Source organism: Cupriavidus sp. IDO (assembly GCF_000812465.1).
GTDB lineage: Bacteria > Pseudomonadota > Gammaproteobacteria > Burkholderiales > Burkholderiaceae > Cupriavidus.
In genome coordinates this window covers 1-15,698 of record NZ_JWMA01000106.1, presented here as the reverse complement: position 1 = coordinate 15,698, position 15,698 = coordinate 1, and the positions used below count along the sequence as shown (strand labels likewise).

The window sequence follows — 15,698 nt, the reverse complement described above, 5'->3', positions numbered from 1 at the left end:
TTGTTCAGGCCAGCGCGAGGCCCATGCGCGCAGCCGCGGCTGCGAGATGGCGTCGCGCGGCCTCTCGCGCCGCAATGGCATCGCCGGTGGCGATGGCTTCCACCAGGACTGCGTGCTCGGTGTCGGCCGCACGCGCGGTGCCATTGGCCGCCGAGAGCCGCGCGGAGTTCTCCCAGGCGCGCTGCCGTGCCGCCAGCAGTTGCTGGCCGACGAAATCCGTCAGTCCGGTAAAGCAGGGGTTATGCGCCGCCTGCGCGATGGCATGGTGGAACGCGATGTCCGCCGCGGCCGCGCTGGCGAAGTCCTGCGCTTGCTGCTGCATGGCCGTCAGCGTCGCCCGGATGGCTTGCAGGTCGGCCTCGGTCCGGCGCATTGCCGCCATTTCGGCGCAGGCGCTCTCGACCACCATGCGCAACTCGAACAGCTGGGCCAGGCTTGGCCCGCCGTCCGGGGCACTGGCAACACGCCAGGCTTGCCCGCCGGGCGTTTCCGAGACGTAGGCGCCTGAACCCTTGCGCGTGATCACCACGCCGTCGGCCTTCAGCTGGGCAATCGCTTCGCGCACGATCGGGCGGCTCACGCCAAATGAGTCGGCCAGGCTTGCCTCGGCGGGCAGGCGCGCGCCAGCGCCATAGCGGCCGGCGATGATGTGCTCATGCAATGCCTGGGCAATGCGGCTGGCGAGCGAGGCGGGGCGAGGCAGGGTGTTCATCTGGGTATATATGTCAAGCTGTCAGACAGCTTTGGTGCATTCTGGCTGTTGTGTTGCGGTTCGTCAAGATAGCCGCAAGGGCTGCGTGCTACACATCGCGACCACATTCCATCGTTTTTTGCTCAATTTCCGCGCAAGCCAGCCGATAAGAACCGAATGCAGGTGGCGGATACTCCCCGCCAGTCCGTCGTGAGCCTGCCACGTCCGCCTGGTTGCCACGCCGAGGTCCTATGCAAACAGCCATGATCCAGCTCACTCCCAACGATCTTCCAGTCGGGCACCCGCTGCCCTGGTCGCTGCTCGACGGCGACGGCAACCTGATGCTCGGCAGTGGCAATGTCATTCCCGACGCGCGGGACCTGGCACTGGTGTTCCACCATGGCGCCGTCTGCCGGGAAGATGACGGCGCCGATGCCTGCGACGACCAGTGCGCGCCCGCCGGCCCGGTTGGCCTGCAGGTCGGCACCCTGCTGCATATCAAGCACGAGGGCGATGCGTCGCGTGCTGCCGCCAGCCGCCTGATCGGCTTTGTCGAGCACGGGATGTTCGTCACGTGGCCGCAGCTTGCCGGCCGCGACCTGCCCATACAGGCCGGCGATACGCTGCTGCTGCGCGGCTTTTCGGGACAGGCCATTCACAGTTTCACGTCGACGATCACGGCGGTCTGCCGCAGTCCGTTCCGCTATCTGGTGCTGTCGGCGCCGGTGTCGCAGCAGCGCACGCCAGTGCGCAAGGCCGAGCGCGTGCAGACGCGGCTGGCGGCATACCTGACCCAGCCGGAGGCAGAGGTGGCGGGGGGCACGGAAGCGCAGGACGACGACACCGCCGTGGCGCGGCTGGCGCTGCTGTCCGATATCAGTACCGGCGGCGCACTGGTGCAGACCACGGCGCCCGCACCAGCCCCCGGCAGCCGCGTGCAGCTGCGCTTCAAAATGCGTACCGCATCGTTCGACAGCGAGGTCACCCTCGACGGCTGGGTGCGCGTCGCGCCAAGTGCCGCCGGCCAGGAAGACTCCAATTTTCCCTCGTTTGGCGTGGCTTTCGATGTGCTGGGCGAACGCGAGCTGACACTGTTGCAGCTGTTCGTCTACGAGCAGTTGCTGTCGAACGCGCGGTTATCGGTGTAGCAGCCGCTGGCATGCTGCGGCTCAGCAAAACAAGAGTATCGGTGGCTTCAATGCCAGCCTGAAACACTATCCGCTGATCCCAATGGCGACGCCCGATCCCTACGCGCCAAAGCCGGTGAGCCATTAAGCGGCGGGCGGCTGCCCAAAAGAAAAACGGCACCGGATTAACGGTGCCGTTTTTTTATGCCATCCGCTGGCAGTCAGGTCTTACATGCCCACATAGTTCGGGCCACCGCCACCTTCCGGCGTGACCCACACGATGTTCTGCGTCGGGTCCTTGATGTCGCAGGTCTTGCAATGCACGCAGTTCTGCGCGTTGATCTGCAGGCGCTCCTTGCCTTCCTCGTTCTGCACGAACTCGTACACGCCGGCCGGGCAGTAGCGGCTTTCGGGGCCGGCGTACTTTTCCCAGTTGATATTGACCGGCACGCTCGCGTCCTTCAGCGTCAGGTGGGCGGGCTGGTTTTCTTCGTGGTTGGTGTTGCTGATGAAGACCGAGCTGAGGCGGTCGAACGTCAGCTTGCCGTCCGGCTTCGGGTAGGCGATCTTCTCGCACTCGGCGGCCGGCTTCAGGTACACGTGGTCCGGCTTCACGCGATGGATGGTCCAGGGCGGGTTGCGGATGCCCAGCTTGGGCAGCAGCCACTGCTCGATGCCGGTCATCAGCGTGGCCGTGGTGCGGCCCTTCTTGAACCACTGCTTGAAGTTCTTGGCCTGCAGCAGTTCCTTGTGCAGCCAGCTCTGCTCGAACGCGGCCGGGTAGGCGGCCAGCTCGTCGTGCTGACGGCCGGCCTGCAGCGCGTCATAGGCGGCCTCGGCGGCCAGCATGCCGGTCTTGATGGCGGCGTGGCTGCCCTTGATGCGCGAGGCGTTCAGGTAGCCGGCGTCGCAGCCGACCAGCGCGCCGCCCGGGAACACGGTCTTGGGCAGCGACAGCAGGCCGCCCGCGGTGATGGCGCGCGCGCCATAGCTGATGCGCTTGCCGCCCTCGAAATACTGGCGGATCTCGGGGTGGGTCTTGAAGCGCTGGAATTCCTCGAACGGCGACAGCCACGGGTTGGTGTAGTCGAGACCGACCACGAAGCCCACCGCCACCTTGTTGTCTTCCATGTGGTACAGGAACGAGCCGCCGTAGGTGGCCGGGTCGAGCGGCCAGCCGGCGGTGTGTACCACCAGGCCGGGCTTGTGCCTGGCCGGGTCGATTTCCCACAGTTCCTTCAGGCCGATGCCGTAGCTTTGCGGGTCCTTGCCGGCATCCAGGCCGAACTTCTCAATCAGCTGCTTGCCCAGGTGGCCGCGCGCGCCTTCGGCGAAGATCGTGTACTTGGCGTGCAGCTCCATGCCAAGCTGGAAGTTCTCGGTGGGCTCGCCTTCCTTGTTGATGCCCATGTTGCCGGTCGCCACGCCCTTGACCGAGCCGTCTTCGTTGTAGAGCACTTCGGCGGCCGGGAAGCCGGGGAAGATCTCCACGCCCAGCGCTTCGGCCTGCTGGCCCAGCCAGCGCACGAAGTTGGACAGGCTGACGATGTAGTTGCCTTCGTTGTGGAAGCATTCCGGCAGCAGCGCGGGCGGGGTGCCCCTGGAGCCGGTTTCGTTGAGGAACAGGAACTTGTCCTCGGTAACCGGCTGGTTCAGCGGCGCGCCCAGTTCCTGCCAGTTCGGCAACAGTTCATTGAGGGCGCGCGGATCCATGATGGCGCCCGACAGGATGTGTGCCCCGGGCTCAGAGCCCTTTTCCAGCACGCACACGTTGACGTCGGCGCCTTTCTCCTGCGCGAGTTGCTTCAGGCGGATGGCCGTTGCCAGGCCGGCGGGGCCGCCGCCGACGATGACCACGTCATATTCCATGGCCTCGCGTGGCCCGAACTGCTCCAGGAGTTGTTGCTGATCCATTGTCTCTAGCCCTCTATTTCTTGGCAGCTTGCTTGCAATTGTGGGAAATGCGGTGATCGTTCTTGCGGAACCGGTGCAGGTGGCGGAGAGTGCCGGGGAAGGTCGGAAAAGGCGCTGGAGCGCTCGTTTTCCCTCTTTCCCTTTGCGGGCCAAGTTCTTAGAATCTCCGGCATTGTCCGGGACTCGTCACCCTCAGGCAAGGATTTTTTTGGAACGGTCGTTCTTTTTTCTAATATGCTGCCTTCTGCTCTCCGTTAGGCTGGAGGGCCTCCCGCACAAGAGGTAATCATGGGTTTGTCGATCAATCTGGAAGGCAAGGTCGCGCTGGTGACCGGTGCCTCGAGCGGGCTGGGCTCGCGTTTTGCAACCGTGCTGGCCGCGGCCGGCGCCAAGGTCGTACTGGCTTCGCGCCGTACCGAGCGCCTCAAGGAGTTGCGCGCCGCGATCGAGGCAGACGGGGGCAGCGCGCATGTCGTGCGGCTTGACGTGACCGACCCGGACAGCATCCGCGCAGCGGTTGCGCACGCGGAAACCGAGGCCGGCGCCATCGATATCCTGGTCAACAACTCGGGCGTCTCGACCACGCAGAAGCTGACCGAGGTGACCGCCGAGGACTTCGATTTCGTCTTCGATACCAACACCCGCGGCGCCTTCTTCGTCGCGCAGGAAGTGGCCAAGCGCATGATCGCGCGCGCCAAGGGCGCCGAGAAGAACGGCAATCCGCTGCCGCAGGCGCGCATCGTCAATATCGCCTCGGTGGCCGGACTCAAGGTGCTGTCGCAGATCGGCGTGTACTGCATGAGCAAGGCCGCCGTGGTGCACATGACCAAGGCCATGGCGCTGGAATGGGCGCGCCACGGCATCAACGTCAATGCGATCTGCCCGGGCTATATCGATACCGACATCAACCACCACCACTGGGATACCGACGCCGGCCAGAAGCTGATCCAGATGCTGCCACGCAAGCGCCTGGGCAAGCCGGAGGATATTGATGGGCTGCTGTTGCTGCTGGCATCCGACCAGTCGCAGTTCATCAACGGCGCAGTCATCACGGCCGACGACGGCATGGTCTGAGCTGTGCCAGCGGCGCCATGCCGCTTGCGTCCGCCTGCGCGCCAGAAGCGCGCGGCAGGGCGTTACCGTCGCTTGCCAGGGCGTATCCGGTCCCCTTGGGCGGGCATTCGAGCGTGGCTTCCAGTCCCGGCAAAGAAAATTTGATGCGCTGTGCCCTAGTCTTGGCATAATCCGCATGTCTTCTGATTAAGTCTTTACATACAAAACAAAAACGCCGCGGCGGCCCTTTGGCCCGAGCGGCCCGGACCGGAGGCCGGGGAGATGGAGCAAGAACAAGAGGCACGGCGCAACGCCGTGCCGCAACACGTCGTCGAGTCGGTGGTGATCCCGCAGGCTGGCGACGAGGCGCAGGACGCCGAATTCCGGGTTTCGCCCCGCATCGAGGACTGGATTGGCGTGATCGTGATGGTGCTGCTGGTCGGCATCACCTTCGCCAACGTGGTGGTCCGCTATTTCACCGACGAATCGTTTGCCTGGACCGAGGAGTTCTCGGTCTTCCTGATGATCGTGCTGGCGCTGGTTGCCGGCAGCGCCGCGGTGGCGCGCGACCGCAATATCCGCATCGAGTTCTTCTTCGAGCGTGGCAGCGAGGCCAGGCAGAAGCGCCTGGCGATCCTGTCGGCGCTGGGCGTGGCGGTGATGTTCATTGCGCTGGCGGTGCTGGGCGCGCGTATTACGTGGGATGAATACACATTTGGCGAGACCTCGCCGGGGATCGGCGTGCCGAGCTGGTGGTATTCGGTCTGGCTGCCGGTGCTGTCGGCGGCCATCGCGCTGCGCGCGTTCGGGCTGATGGTGCGCAACATGCGCGCGCTCAGGGGGCTGCATGCGGGCAAGTCGGGCAAGACGGCGGAGCAGGCGCAATGACCCTGGTTGCCATCATCCTGTTCGTGGTCTTCATTGGCCTGATGCTGCTGGGCGTGCCCATCGGCGTGTCGCTGGGCCTGGGCGGCCTGGTCGCGATCGGCCTGTCCAATCTCGATACCCAGATGTTCGGCCTGCTGGCCGTACCGCAGAATTTCTACGCGGGGCTGGCCAAGTACCCGCTGCTGGCGATCCCGATGTTCGTACTGGTCGGATCGATCTTCGACCGCTCGGGCGTGGCGCAGCGGCTGGTGACATTTGCCATCGCCATCGTCGGCCGCGGTCCCGGCATGCTGCCGCTGGTGGCGATCCTGGTAGCGATGTTCCTGGGCGGCATTTCCGGCTCCGGCCCCGCCAATGCGGCGGCGGTGGGCGGCGTGATGATCGCGGCGATGTCGCGTGCCGGCTATCCGGGCTCGTACAGCGCCGCCGTGGTCGGCGCAGCGGCTGCCACCGACATCCTGATCCCGCCTTCGGTCGCGTTCATCATCTACAGCGTGCTGGTGCCCGGCGCATCGGTGCCGGCGCTGTTCGCCGCGGGCATGATTCCGGGGATCCTGGCCGGCGTGGCGCTGATCGTCCCGGCGGTCTGGCTGGCGCGCAAGCACAATATGGGCGCGATCGAGGCTGCCTTGCCGCGTCCGCCGTTCTGGAAGAGCCTGCGCGAAGCGGCCTGGGGCCTGGTGGCGCCGTTCCTGATCCTGGGCGGCATGCGCGCCGGCTGGTTCACGCCGACCGAAGCCGCCGTGGTGGCGGTGGTGTACGGCCTGTTCGTCGGCATGGTGATCTACCGCAGCATCGGCATGCGCGACCTGTTCACGATCTTCCAGGAAGCGGCCGAGACCTCGGCGGTGATCCTGCTGGTGGTGGCGCTGGCCGGCATCTTTGCCTATGCACTGTCCACGCTCGGCGTGATCGACCCGCTTGCCCATGCTATCGCCAATTCCGGGCTGGGCGAGTATGGCGTGCTGGCGCTTATCGTGCTGTTGCTGATGACAGTAGGCATGTTCCTCGACGGCATTTCGATCTTCCTTATCTTCGTGCCGCTGCTGCTGCCGATCGCCAACGCCTTCCACTGGAACCCGGTGTGGTTCGGCGTAGTGCTGACGCTGAAGGTGGCGCTCGGTCAGTTCACGCCGCCGCTGGCCGTGAACCTGATGGTGTCGTGCCGGATCGCCCGCGTGCGCATGGAAGAGACCGTGCCCTGGGTGATCTGGATGCTGCTGGCGATGTTTGTCGCCATGCTGATGGTGCTGGCCTATCCGCCGCTGGCGACCTGGCTGCCGGACTACCTTGGCTACTGATTTCCCGCATTCACAAACAAGAACTTACGATTCCCGAGAGGAGATGACTTCCATGAAACGTCGTGCCCTGATGCTTGCCACGGCAGCCGCCATTGCCGCTTCCGCCTTCGCCCCCGCCGGCGTGATGGCCCAGACCTACAAGCCCGAGTACAAGATGTCGCTGGTGCTCGGCCCGGCCTTCCCGTGGGGCAAGGGCGGCGAGATCTGGGCCGACCTGGTGAAGCAGCGCACCAACGGCCGCATCAATATCAAGCTCTATCCGGGCACCTCGCTGGTGGCCGGTGACCAGACCCGCGAATTCTCGGCGATCCGCCAGGGCGTGATCGACATGGCGGTCGGTTCGACCATCAACTGGTCGCCGCAGGTCAGGGAACTGAACCTGTTCTCGCTGCCGTTCCTGATGCCCGACTACAAGGCGCTGGATGCCCTGACGCAGGGCGAGGTCGGCAAGTCGATCTTCACGACGCTGGAAAAGGCTGGCGTGGTGCCGCTGGCCTGGGGCGAGAACGGCTTCCGCGAGGTGTCGAACTCCAAGCGCGAAATCCGCAAGCCGGAAGACCTCAAGGGCATGAAGCTGCGCGTAGTCGGCTCGCCGCTCTACATCGAGACCTTCAACGCACTGGGCGCCAACCCGACGCAGATGAGCTGGGCGGATGCGCAGCCGGCCATGGCCTCCGGCGCCGTCGACGGCCAGGAGAACCCGCAGTCGGTGTTCGCCGCCGCCAAGCTGTACACGGTGGGCCAGAAGTTCGTCACCACCTGGGGCTATGTGGCTGACCCGCTGATCTTCGTGGTCAACAAGCAGATCTGGGAAAGCTGGACGCCGGCCGACCGCGAGATCGTGAAGCAGGCCGCCATCGACGCCGGCAAGCAAGAAATCGCCCTGGCCCGCAAGGGTCTGGCCGAGCCGGGCGCGCCCGCCTGGAAGGACATGGAGGCGCATGGCGTGAAGGTCACGCACCTGACGCCTGCCGAGCACGACACCTTCCGCAAGGCGACCACCAAGGTCTACGACAAGTGGAAGAAGCAGATCGGCACCGAACTGGTGACCAAGGCCGAAGGCGCGATCGCCAAGCGCTGAGTCAAGAAACAGGCCCGCCGGTTTGGGCGGGCCTGATGCTTTGGAGGCTGCGATGAAGCACGTCTATACGGTACTCATGCCGATCCGTTGGGGCGACATGGATGCCATGGGCCATGTCAACAACACCGTCTATTTCCAGTACCTGGAGCAGGCGCGCATTGAGTGGTTTGCGTCGCTCGGCCGTGGCGGCAAGGATGCGCGCGGGCAGGGCCCGGTCATCATCAATGCCCATATGACGTTTTTGCGCCAGCTGCGCTATCCGGGCGACATCGAGTGCCGCGTGTATGCCGGACAACTCGGCCGCACCAGCTTCGAGACCCGCATGGAAATCCGCCGCACCGACCTGCCCGACGTGGTCTGGGCCGAAGGCGGCGCCAAGGTGGTGTGGTGCGACTATACGCAGGAGAAGTCAGTGCCGGTGCCGCCGGAGATCCGCGCAATCATCGAGGGCTGACGCCTTGCGAGGTTCAGTGGTTGACCAGCCGCTGCACCAGGTCGACCGACGTACTCGCCCCGTACTTCTTCATCAGCCGCGCCCGGTATATGTCGACCGTGCGCGGGCTGATCGCCAGCAGCTTGCCGATCTGCTTGCTGGTTTTCCCTTCCACCAGCTGCGCCGCGATATCGCGCTCGCGCGCCGTCAGCTCCGCAGTGACCTGGCGCTTCTGCGACAGATCCTCGAACGTCCAGATGCCGGCACCGAGCGGCTGCGACCGGTCCAGCGCGCGGCCAGTGACGTGGCACCAGAACAGTTCGCCGCCGGCTCGCTTCATGATCCGTTCGTCCGAGTACATGCCGCGCTTGTTCATGATCGGCGCGATGCGCGCGCCGGTGCGCTCGAATTCGTCGGCGGTGGGGTAGAGCACCTGGAACGATTCGCCGATCAGCGCCTGCCGCGTGGTGCCGAAGATGCGGCAGACCTCGTCGTTGCAGTCCTCGATCATGCGTTCGCGTGACAGCACCAGCCCCACGGGGGCGAGCTGGAAAGCGGTCTGGTAGTCGATGGCAGGCATCTCACTTATGTATTTTTACGTAATGGCGTAGCCGCCCCGGCTTGCGTATGCTGTCGGTCGGACGAGAGAGCGGCGCCTGCCGCCGATTGTACCGTTACAATTTCCTTGCGTCGCCCGCCGCACACCCGGCGGCGGGAAGAGCGACAGGGAACTACCGAGGAAGGAGCGAAGCATGAACAAGGTCTACGCCAGCGCCGCAGAAGCGCTTGCAGGCGTCGTCCGCGACGGCCAGACGATCGCCGTTGGCGGTTTCGGCCTGTGCGGCATCCCCGAGGCGCTGATCGCCGCGCTGCGCGACAGCGGCGCCAAACAGCTCACCTGCATTTCCAACAACGCCGGCGTCGACGGCTTCGGCCTGGGCCAGCTGCTGGCCACGCGCCAGATCAAGAAAATGATCTCGTCCTACGTGGGCGAGAACAAGGAATTCGAGCGCCAGTACCTGGCGGGCGAACTCGAGCTCGAATTCACCCCGCAGGGCACGCTGGCCGAGAAGCTGCGCGCCGGCGGCTCGGGCATCCCGGCCTTCTTCACCAAGACTGGTGTGGGCACCATCGTGGCCGAAGGCAAGGAAATCCGCGAATTCGACGGCCAGAATTACGTGATGGAGCGTTCTCTGACCGCTGACGTGGCGCTGGTCAAGGCCTGGAAGGCCGACAAGTCCGGCAACCTGATCTTCCGCCGCACGGCCCGCAACTTCAATCCGATGTGCGCCATGGCCGGCAAGGTCACCATCGCCGAGGTCGAGCAGATCGTCGAGACCGGGGAACTGGACCCGGACGAAATCCACCTGGCCGGCATCTTCGTGAAGCGCCTGGTGCTGAACGCCAATCCCGAGAAACGCATCGAGCAGCGCACCGTGCGCGCGGCCAGCTAAGGAGAATCATCATGGCATGGACACGTGACGAAATGGCCGCGCGCGCCGCGGCCGAGCTGCAGGACGGTTTCTACGTCAACCTGGGCATCGGCCTGCCGACGCTGGTGGCCAACTGGGTGCCGGAAGGCATGGAAGTGTGGCTGCAGTCGGAAAACGGCTTGCTGGGCATCGGCCCTTTCCCGACTGAGGCCGAAGTCGACGCCGACATGATCAACGCCGGCAAGCAGACCGTGACGACGCTGCCGGGTTCGTCGATCTTCTCGTCGGCGGATTCGTTCGCGATGATCCGCGGCGGCCACATCAACCTGGCCATCCTGGGCGCGATGCAGGTCAGCGAAAAGGGTGACCTGGCCAACTGGATGATCCCGGGCAAGATGGTCAAGGGCATGGGCGGCGCGATGGACCTGGTGGCCGGCGTCGGCCGTGTGGTGGTCCTGATGGAACACACCGCCAAGAAGAAGGACGGCACCGAGGACATCAAGATCCTCAAGGCGTGCAACCTGCCGCTGACCGGCGTGGGCGTGGTCAACCGCATCATCACCGACCTGGGCGTGATCGACGTGACCGAGGCCGGCCTGAAGCTGGTCGAAACCGCCCCGGGCGTGAGCCGCGAGGAAATCCAGAGCAAGACCGGCGCGCCGCTGCTGTAAGCGACTGCCGGTTCGCGGAAAAGACAATGCCCCGCCGGTTTGCGCCGGCGGGGCATTTTTCGTTGCGTCCCAGGCCCTTACTGCGCCACCCAGCCGCCGTCCATGTTCCAGATCGCGCCGCGCACCTGGCGGGCCGCTTCGCTGGACAGGAACACTGCCAGCGCGCCCAGTTCTTCCGGCGTCACGAACTGGCCGGAGGGCTGCTTTTCGATGACCAGTTCATGCTTGGCTTGCTCGACCGGAATGCCTTCCTTCTGGGCGCGCGCCTCCACCTGCTTCTGCACCAGCGGCGTCAGCACCCAGCCCGGGCAGATTGCGTTGGCGGTCACACCGGTCAGCGCGGTTTCCAGCGCGGTGACCTTGGTGAAGCCGACGATGCCGTGCTTGGCGGCCACATAGGCCGACTTCTGCGCGGAAGCCACCAGGCCGTGCGTGGAGGCAACGTTGATGATCCGGCCCCAGTTCTTCTGCTTCATGCCGGGCAGGGCCAGGCGCGTGGTGTGGAAGGCCGAGGTCAGGTTGATGGCGATGATGGCGTCCCAGCGCTCGGGCGGGAAATCCTCGATATTGGCGACAAACTGGATGCCGGCATTGTTGACCAGGATGTCGGCGCCGCCGAAATCGCTGTCGGCGTAGCGCATCATGTCCTCGATCTCGGCGGACTTGCTCATGTCGGCGCCGTGATAGCCCACCTTGATGCCTGCGCCGGCCTGCGCGATCTGCTGCTTTGCGGCGTCCACATCACCAAAACCGTTGACGATGATGTTGGCGCCCTGCGCGGCCAGCGCCTGCGCGATGCCGAGTCCGATACCGCTGGTCGAGCCAGTCACCAGTGCCGTCTTGCCTTTGAGCATGTAAGCCTCCGTCGAGAGATTGGTTTGGCCGGACACGGCCCGGCCGGTCTGATGCGCCTTCGTTGCCAGGATGCGCGAGACCGCGCGCAGAGGGCGCGGCATACGCTGGATTAACGCAGGCGGGAGTGCGTAAAGCGTGCTGTGGCATTGTAACCGCTGCGGCGTACAATCCAGCTTTGCTCAATCCACCGTAACGCTGCCCGGCGTGCCGGTTCGTCAGGGAGTTCAGATGTCTGCCAGTCCGCGCCTCGGCTTCGTTCAGTGCATCAGTTCCGCAGGCCTGCACCGCATGGCCTATCACGAGTGGGGCGACCCGGCCAATCCGCGCGTGCTGATGTGCGTGCACGGCCTGACCCGCACCGGCCGCGATTTCGACAGCGTGGCCCAGGCCCTGTGCGGCGAATACCGCGTGGTGTGCCCCGACGTGGCCGGGCGCGGCCGCTCGGAATGGCTCGGCGACCCGAACAGCTATGTCGTGCCGCAGTACGTGGCCGACATGGTCACGCTGATTGCGCGGCTGAACGTGGAGCAGGTGGACTGGTTCGGCACCTCGATGGGCGGCCTGATCGGCATGAGCCTTGCCGGGCTGCCGAAGTCGCCGGTGCGCAAGCTGCTGCTCAACGACGTGGGCCCGCGCATTGCGCCGTCCGCGGTGGAGCGCATTGGTGCCTACCTCGGGCTGCCGGTGCGGTTCAAGACCTTCGAGGAAGGGCTGGCGTACCTGCAGACCATCAGTGCATCGTTCGGCCGGCACACGCCGGAGCAGTGGCGCGAACTGAATGCCGCCATCCTCAAGCCCGTGCAAGGCAGCGAGGGCCTGGAATGGGGCTTGCATTACGATCCCGCGCTGGCGGTGCCGTTTCGCAAGACCACGCCGGAGATGGTTGTCGCAGGCGAAGCGGCGCTGTGGCACCTGTTCGAGTCGATCGAGGCACCGGTGCTGGTGGTGCGCGGGGCCCAGTCCGATCTGCTGCTGCGCGATACCGTGGCTGAAATGGTCGCGCGGGGCAAGCATGTAAGTTCCGTGGAGATTCCCGACGTCGGGCATGCTCCGACGTTTGTCGATCCGGCGCAGATTGCCATTGCCCGCCAGTTCTTCCTGGGCGGTGTGTGAGCGGCAGAGGGCTGCGGCGGCTGTGCCTTAACCGGTTATAGAAGCATTGTCATGAGTACCAATGAACTGAAGCGCGCCCACGTGGGCAAGCGCCTTTCCGAATACGCGGTCTACAACGGCGTGGTCTACCTCGCCGGTCAGGTGCCCGAGGCGGATCCCAAGGCCGATATCCGCGGCCAAACCCGCGAAGTGCTCGGTCATATCGATCGCCTGCTGGCCGAGGCCGGCAGCGACAAGACGCGCATCCTGTCGTGCCAGATCTTCCTGACCAACGTGGACCAGATCGGCGAGATGAACGAGGTGTGGGACGCCTGGGTGCCGCAAGGCAACACGCCGCCGCGCGCCACCGTCGAAGCGCGCCTGGCCAATCCCGATTACCTGATCGAAGTGGTGGTGACCGCTGCGCTCAACTGAGAAGGGCGTTGTGACATGGTGACGTCGACCGACGTAACTGGGCGGATCGCCGGCATTCCCGATGCCGATCTGGTCGACCGCGCGCTGGCATACGTGCGCGAGCGCGCCGCCGATGCCGCGCTGCCCACCGGGGAGAGCGTGCTCTCGCACGCCGAAGGGATGCTGCGCATCCTGGATGGCCTGCGCGTGGACGATGCCGCGCGCGCGGCGGCCTGCCTGTTTCCGCTGGCCGAGTTCGTGCCGGACTCGGAGCCCGACATCGAGGCGAGCTTCGGCGAGGACGTGGCGCGGCTGGTGAAGGGTGTCCGGCAGTTGCTGCGCATCGGCGCCATCGCCGGCGGCCATGCCGACACGCCGGAGCCTTCCAAGAACGAGGCGCAGGCCCGCCACGAGCAGGTGGAAGCGCTGCGCAAGATGCTGCTGGCGTTTGCGCAGGATATCCGCGTGGTGCTGGTGCGGCTGGCTTCGCGCCTGCAGTCGCTGCGCTGGCTGGCGCAGGCCAAGCGCGAGCCGCTGCCCGGCATCGCGCGCGAAACGCTCGACATCTACGCGCCGCTGGCGAACCGCCTCGGTATCTGGCAGATGAAGTGGGAGCTGGAGGACCTGGCCTTCCGCTTCGAGCAGCCCGATACCTACAAGCGCATCGCGCGGCTGCTCGACGAAAAGCGGATCGAGCGCGAAGGCTATATCGCCAGCGCGATTTCCCGCCTGCAATCGGAGCTGTCTGCCGCCGGGATCCATGCCGAAGTCAGCGGACGGCCCAAGCACATCTACAGCATCTGGAAGAAGATGCGCGGCAAGGAGCTGGATTTTGCCGACCTGTACGACGTGCGGGCGTTCCGTGTGATCGTGGACGACATCAAGGACTGCTACACGGTGCTCGGCATCGTGCACCACATCTGGCAGCCGATTCCGCGCGAGTTCGACGACTACATCTCGCGGCCCAAGTCCAACGGCTACAAATCGCTGCACACGGTGGTGATCGGCGACGACGGGCGTGCCTTCGAGGTGCAGATCCGTACCCACGAAATGCACCACTTCGCCGAGTACGGCGTGGCGGCGCACTGGCGCTACAAGGAGGCCGGCTCCAAGGGCTACGCGGGGCAGTTCTCGGCCAGCGAGCGCTATGACGAGAAGATTGCGTGGCTGCGCCAGCTGCTGGCGTGGAAGGACGATGCGGACCACAGCGTGGCGCACGACGAGTCGCCGTGGGAGCAGCTCAAGCATGCGGCGATCGATGACCACATCTACGTGCTGACGCCGCAGGCGCGCGTGGTGGCGCTGCCGCAGGGCGCAACGCCGGTGGACTTTGCCTACTACCTGCACAGCGACCTCGGCCATCGCTGCCGCGGCGCGCGCGTGGACGGCACCATGGTGCCGCTCAATACGCCGCTGAAGAATGGTCAGACCGTCGAGATCATCGCGGTCAAGCAGGGCGGTCCGTCGCGCGACTGGCTCAACACGGAATTGGGCTACCTCGCCAGCAGCCGTGCGCGAGCCAAGGTGAGGGCATGGTTCAACGCGCTCGACTCGCAGGAAACCATCGCCCAGGGCCGGGCCCTGATCGACAAGACGCTGCAGCGCGAGGGCAAGACCGCCGTCAACCTCGACGACCTCGCCACGCGGCTGGGCTTCAAGACGCCGGACGACCTGTTCGCCGCCGTCGCCAAGGAAGAGTTCAGCCTGCGCCATGTCGAGCACGCGCTGCGCCATCCCGAGGGCGAAGCGCAGGCGCTGGTCAGCGAAGAGGACGCCGTCACCAAGAAGAGCCGTGCCACCAGCGTGGCGCGCGGCGCCAAGAGCGGCGTGCTGGTGGTGGGGGTGGATTCGCTGATGACGCAGATGTCGCGCTGCTGCAAGCCGGCGCCGCCCGACGAGATCGTCGGTTTCGTCACGCGCGGCCGTGGGGTGTCGATTCACCGCCGCAACTGCCATACCTTCCAGCAGCTCTCGGCCCGCGCGCCCGAGCGCGTGATCCAGACCGAGTGGGGCAAGAAGAGCGATGCGGTCTATCCGGTGGACATCCACGTCGAAGCCATCGACCGGCAAGGGCTGCTGCGGGATATCTCCGAAGTGCTGTCGCGCGAGAAGATCAACGTCACCGGCGTGAAGACGCTGTCGAGCAAGGGCGTGGCGCGCATGCAGTTCACGGCAGAGGTCTCCGAGGCCACACAGCTGCAACGGGCGCTGTCGATCATCGAGGACGTGCAAGGGGTGTTGCAGGCAAAAAGAAAGTGATGCTATACTTGCGGCTTCGCTAGGCTCGTAGCTCAGCTGGTTAGAGCACCACCTTGACATGGTGGGGGTCGTTGGTTCGAGTCCAATCGAGCCTACCAACGAATTGCAGTAAAGCAGTATAAAAATCGAAGTGCGGCAAATCCGATTCAATCTCACAAGGAACGGAAGGGCATCATGGTCATGACACCGCGAACTACTCCCGCTGATCAGCGACAGTAGTCGAGGTGCGCCTTCGATCCGGTTGAATCCGGTTTGAACAGAAAAACGCGGCCTTGGCCGCGTTTTTTTTCGTCTGTCGCCTGGTCGGCTGCTGATAAGCTGCCCGCTCGGTGCGGGCGACCCAAGTCCGTTGCCGGTGCCGCGCCTCGTGCGGGGCCGGCGCCACAAAGATGCAGTTCGATTCGCCTGCCACGGCGCGCAATGCCGGCGGGCGGACACCTGGAGAGAGCAAGATGATCGCAATCACGCTGCCGGATGGTTCCCGCC

16 protein-coding genes and 1 tRNA gene are annotated in these 15,698 nt (G+C 65.2%); 12 read left to right on the top strand and 5 right to left on the bottom strand.

Annotated elements, in window-relative coordinates:
• Positions 1-4: 4 nt before the first annotated feature.
• Positions 5-712: a FadR/GntR family transcriptional regulator gene (locus tag RM96_RS26075; RefSeq protein ID WP_039014628.1), complete on the bottom strand. Its 708-nt coding sequence runs from the start codon at positions 710-712 to the stop codon at positions 5-7.
• 242 nt (positions 713-954) lie between these two features.
• On the opposite strand from RM96_RS26075, the gene RM96_RS26070 reads away from it, so the two are divergent.
• Positions 955-1,839, top strand: a complete 885-nt coding sequence (locus RM96_RS26070; RefSeq protein WP_039014627.1) for a flagellar brake protein — start codon at positions 955-957, stop codon at positions 1,837-1,839.
• Positions 1,840-2,046: 207 nt separating this feature from the next.
• Here the strand turns inward: RM96_RS26070 and RM96_RS26065 are convergent, their stop codons facing one another.
• A complete protein-coding gene (locus tag RM96_RS26065; RefSeq protein ID WP_039014626.1) occupies positions 2,047-3,732 on the bottom strand; it encodes an electron transfer flavoprotein-ubiquinone oxidoreductase in 1,686 nt (561 codons plus the stop codon).
• A 288-nt stretch (positions 3,733-4,020) separates the two neighbouring features.
• On the opposite strand from RM96_RS26065, the gene RM96_RS26060 reads away from it, so the two are divergent.
• The 5 genes from RM96_RS26060 (at position 4,021) to RM96_RS26040 (ending at position 8,509) form a co-directional block, all read left to right on the top strand.
• Positions 4,021-4,806 carry an SDR family oxidoreductase gene (locus tag RM96_RS26060; RefSeq protein WP_039014625.1) on the top strand — a complete coding sequence of 262 codons (786 nt, stop codon included), beginning with the start codon at positions 4,021-4,023 and terminating at the stop codon, positions 4,804-4,806.
• Between the two features lie 261 nt (positions 4,807-5,067).
• Positions 5,068-5,673 (top strand): TRAP transporter small permease, encoded by a 606-nt coding sequence (locus RM96_RS26055; RefSeq protein ID WP_039014624.1) that lies wholly within the window; start codon positions 5,068-5,070, stop codon positions 5,671-5,673.
• On the top strand, positions 5,670-6,974 hold the full coding sequence (locus RM96_RS26050) for a TRAP transporter large permease (protein ID WP_193752521.1): 1,305 nt from the start codon (positions 5,670-5,672) through the stop codon (positions 6,972-6,974). Before RM96_RS26055 ends, RM96_RS26050 begins: the two co-directional genes overlap by 4 nt.
• Before the next feature lie 52 nt (positions 6,975-7,026).
• A complete protein-coding gene (locus tag RM96_RS26045) occupies positions 7,027-8,055 on the top strand; it encodes a DctP family TRAP transporter solute-binding subunit (RefSeq protein ID WP_039014623.1) in 1,029 nt (342 codons plus the stop codon).
• A 52-nt stretch (positions 8,056-8,107) separates the two neighbouring features.
• Complete coding sequence (locus RM96_RS26040; RefSeq protein ID WP_039014622.1) at positions 8,108-8,509, top strand: acyl-CoA thioesterase; 402 nt, start codon at positions 8,108-8,110, stop codon at positions 8,507-8,509.
• Between the two features lie 13 nt (positions 8,510-8,522).
• On the opposite strand, the gene RM96_RS26035 is transcribed toward RM96_RS26040, so the two are convergent.
• The gene (locus RM96_RS26035; protein ID WP_039014621.1) at positions 8,523-9,068 is read right to left on the bottom strand and encodes a PAS and helix-turn-helix domain-containing protein; all 546 of its coding nucleotides are present in this window, start codon (positions 9,066-9,068) and stop codon (positions 8,523-8,525) included.
• Between the two features lie 172 nt (positions 9,069-9,240).
• On the opposite strand from RM96_RS26035, the gene RM96_RS26030 reads away from it, so the two are divergent.
• Complete coding sequence (locus RM96_RS26030; RefSeq protein WP_039014620.1) at positions 9,241-9,942, top strand: CoA transferase subunit A; 702 nt, start codon at positions 9,241-9,243, stop codon at positions 9,940-9,942.
• A gap of 11 nt (positions 9,943-9,953) precedes the next feature.
• Positions 9,954-10,592 (top strand): CoA transferase subunit B, encoded by a 639-nt coding sequence (locus RM96_RS26025; protein WP_039014619.1) that lies wholly within the window; start codon positions 9,954-9,956, stop codon positions 10,590-10,592.
• Positions 10,593-10,669: 77 nt separating this feature from the next.
• On the opposite strand, the gene RM96_RS26020 is transcribed toward RM96_RS26025, so the two are convergent.
• The gene (locus tag RM96_RS26020; RefSeq protein WP_039014690.1) at positions 10,670-11,446 is read right to left on the bottom strand and encodes a 3-hydroxybutyrate dehydrogenase; all 777 of its coding nucleotides are present in this window, start codon (positions 11,444-11,446) and stop codon (positions 10,670-10,672) included.
• Between the two features lie 229 nt (positions 11,447-11,675).
• On the opposite strand from RM96_RS26020, the gene RM96_RS26015 reads away from it, so the two are divergent.
• The 4 genes from RM96_RS26015 (at position 11,676) to RM96_RS26000 (ending at position 15,310) form a co-directional block, all read left to right on the top strand.
• The gene (locus RM96_RS26015) at positions 11,676-12,560 is read left to right on the top strand and encodes an alpha/beta fold hydrolase (RefSeq protein ID WP_039014618.1); all 885 of its coding nucleotides are present in this window, start codon (positions 11,676-11,678) and stop codon (positions 12,558-12,560) included.
• Positions 12,561-12,611: 51 nt separating this feature from the next.
• Entirely contained in the window at positions 12,612-12,974 is a 363-nt protein-coding gene (locus RM96_RS26010; RefSeq protein ID WP_039014617.1) for a RidA family protein, read from the top strand.
• A gap of 15 nt (positions 12,975-12,989) precedes the next feature.
• Positions 12,990-15,212, top strand: a complete 2,223-nt coding sequence (locus RM96_RS26005; RefSeq protein WP_039014616.1) for a RelA/SpoT family protein — start codon at positions 12,990-12,992, stop codon at positions 15,210-15,212.
• Between the two features lie 21 nt (positions 15,213-15,233).
• Positions 15,234-15,310, top strand: a tRNA-Val gene (locus tag RM96_RS26000).
• A gap of 95 nt (positions 15,311-15,405) precedes the next feature.
• Here the strand turns inward: RM96_RS26000 and RM96_RS40230 are convergent.
• On the bottom strand, positions 15,406-15,698 hold a 293-nt coding region (locus tag RM96_RS40230; RefSeq protein ID WP_238587409.1), incomplete at its 5' end, for a hypothetical protein.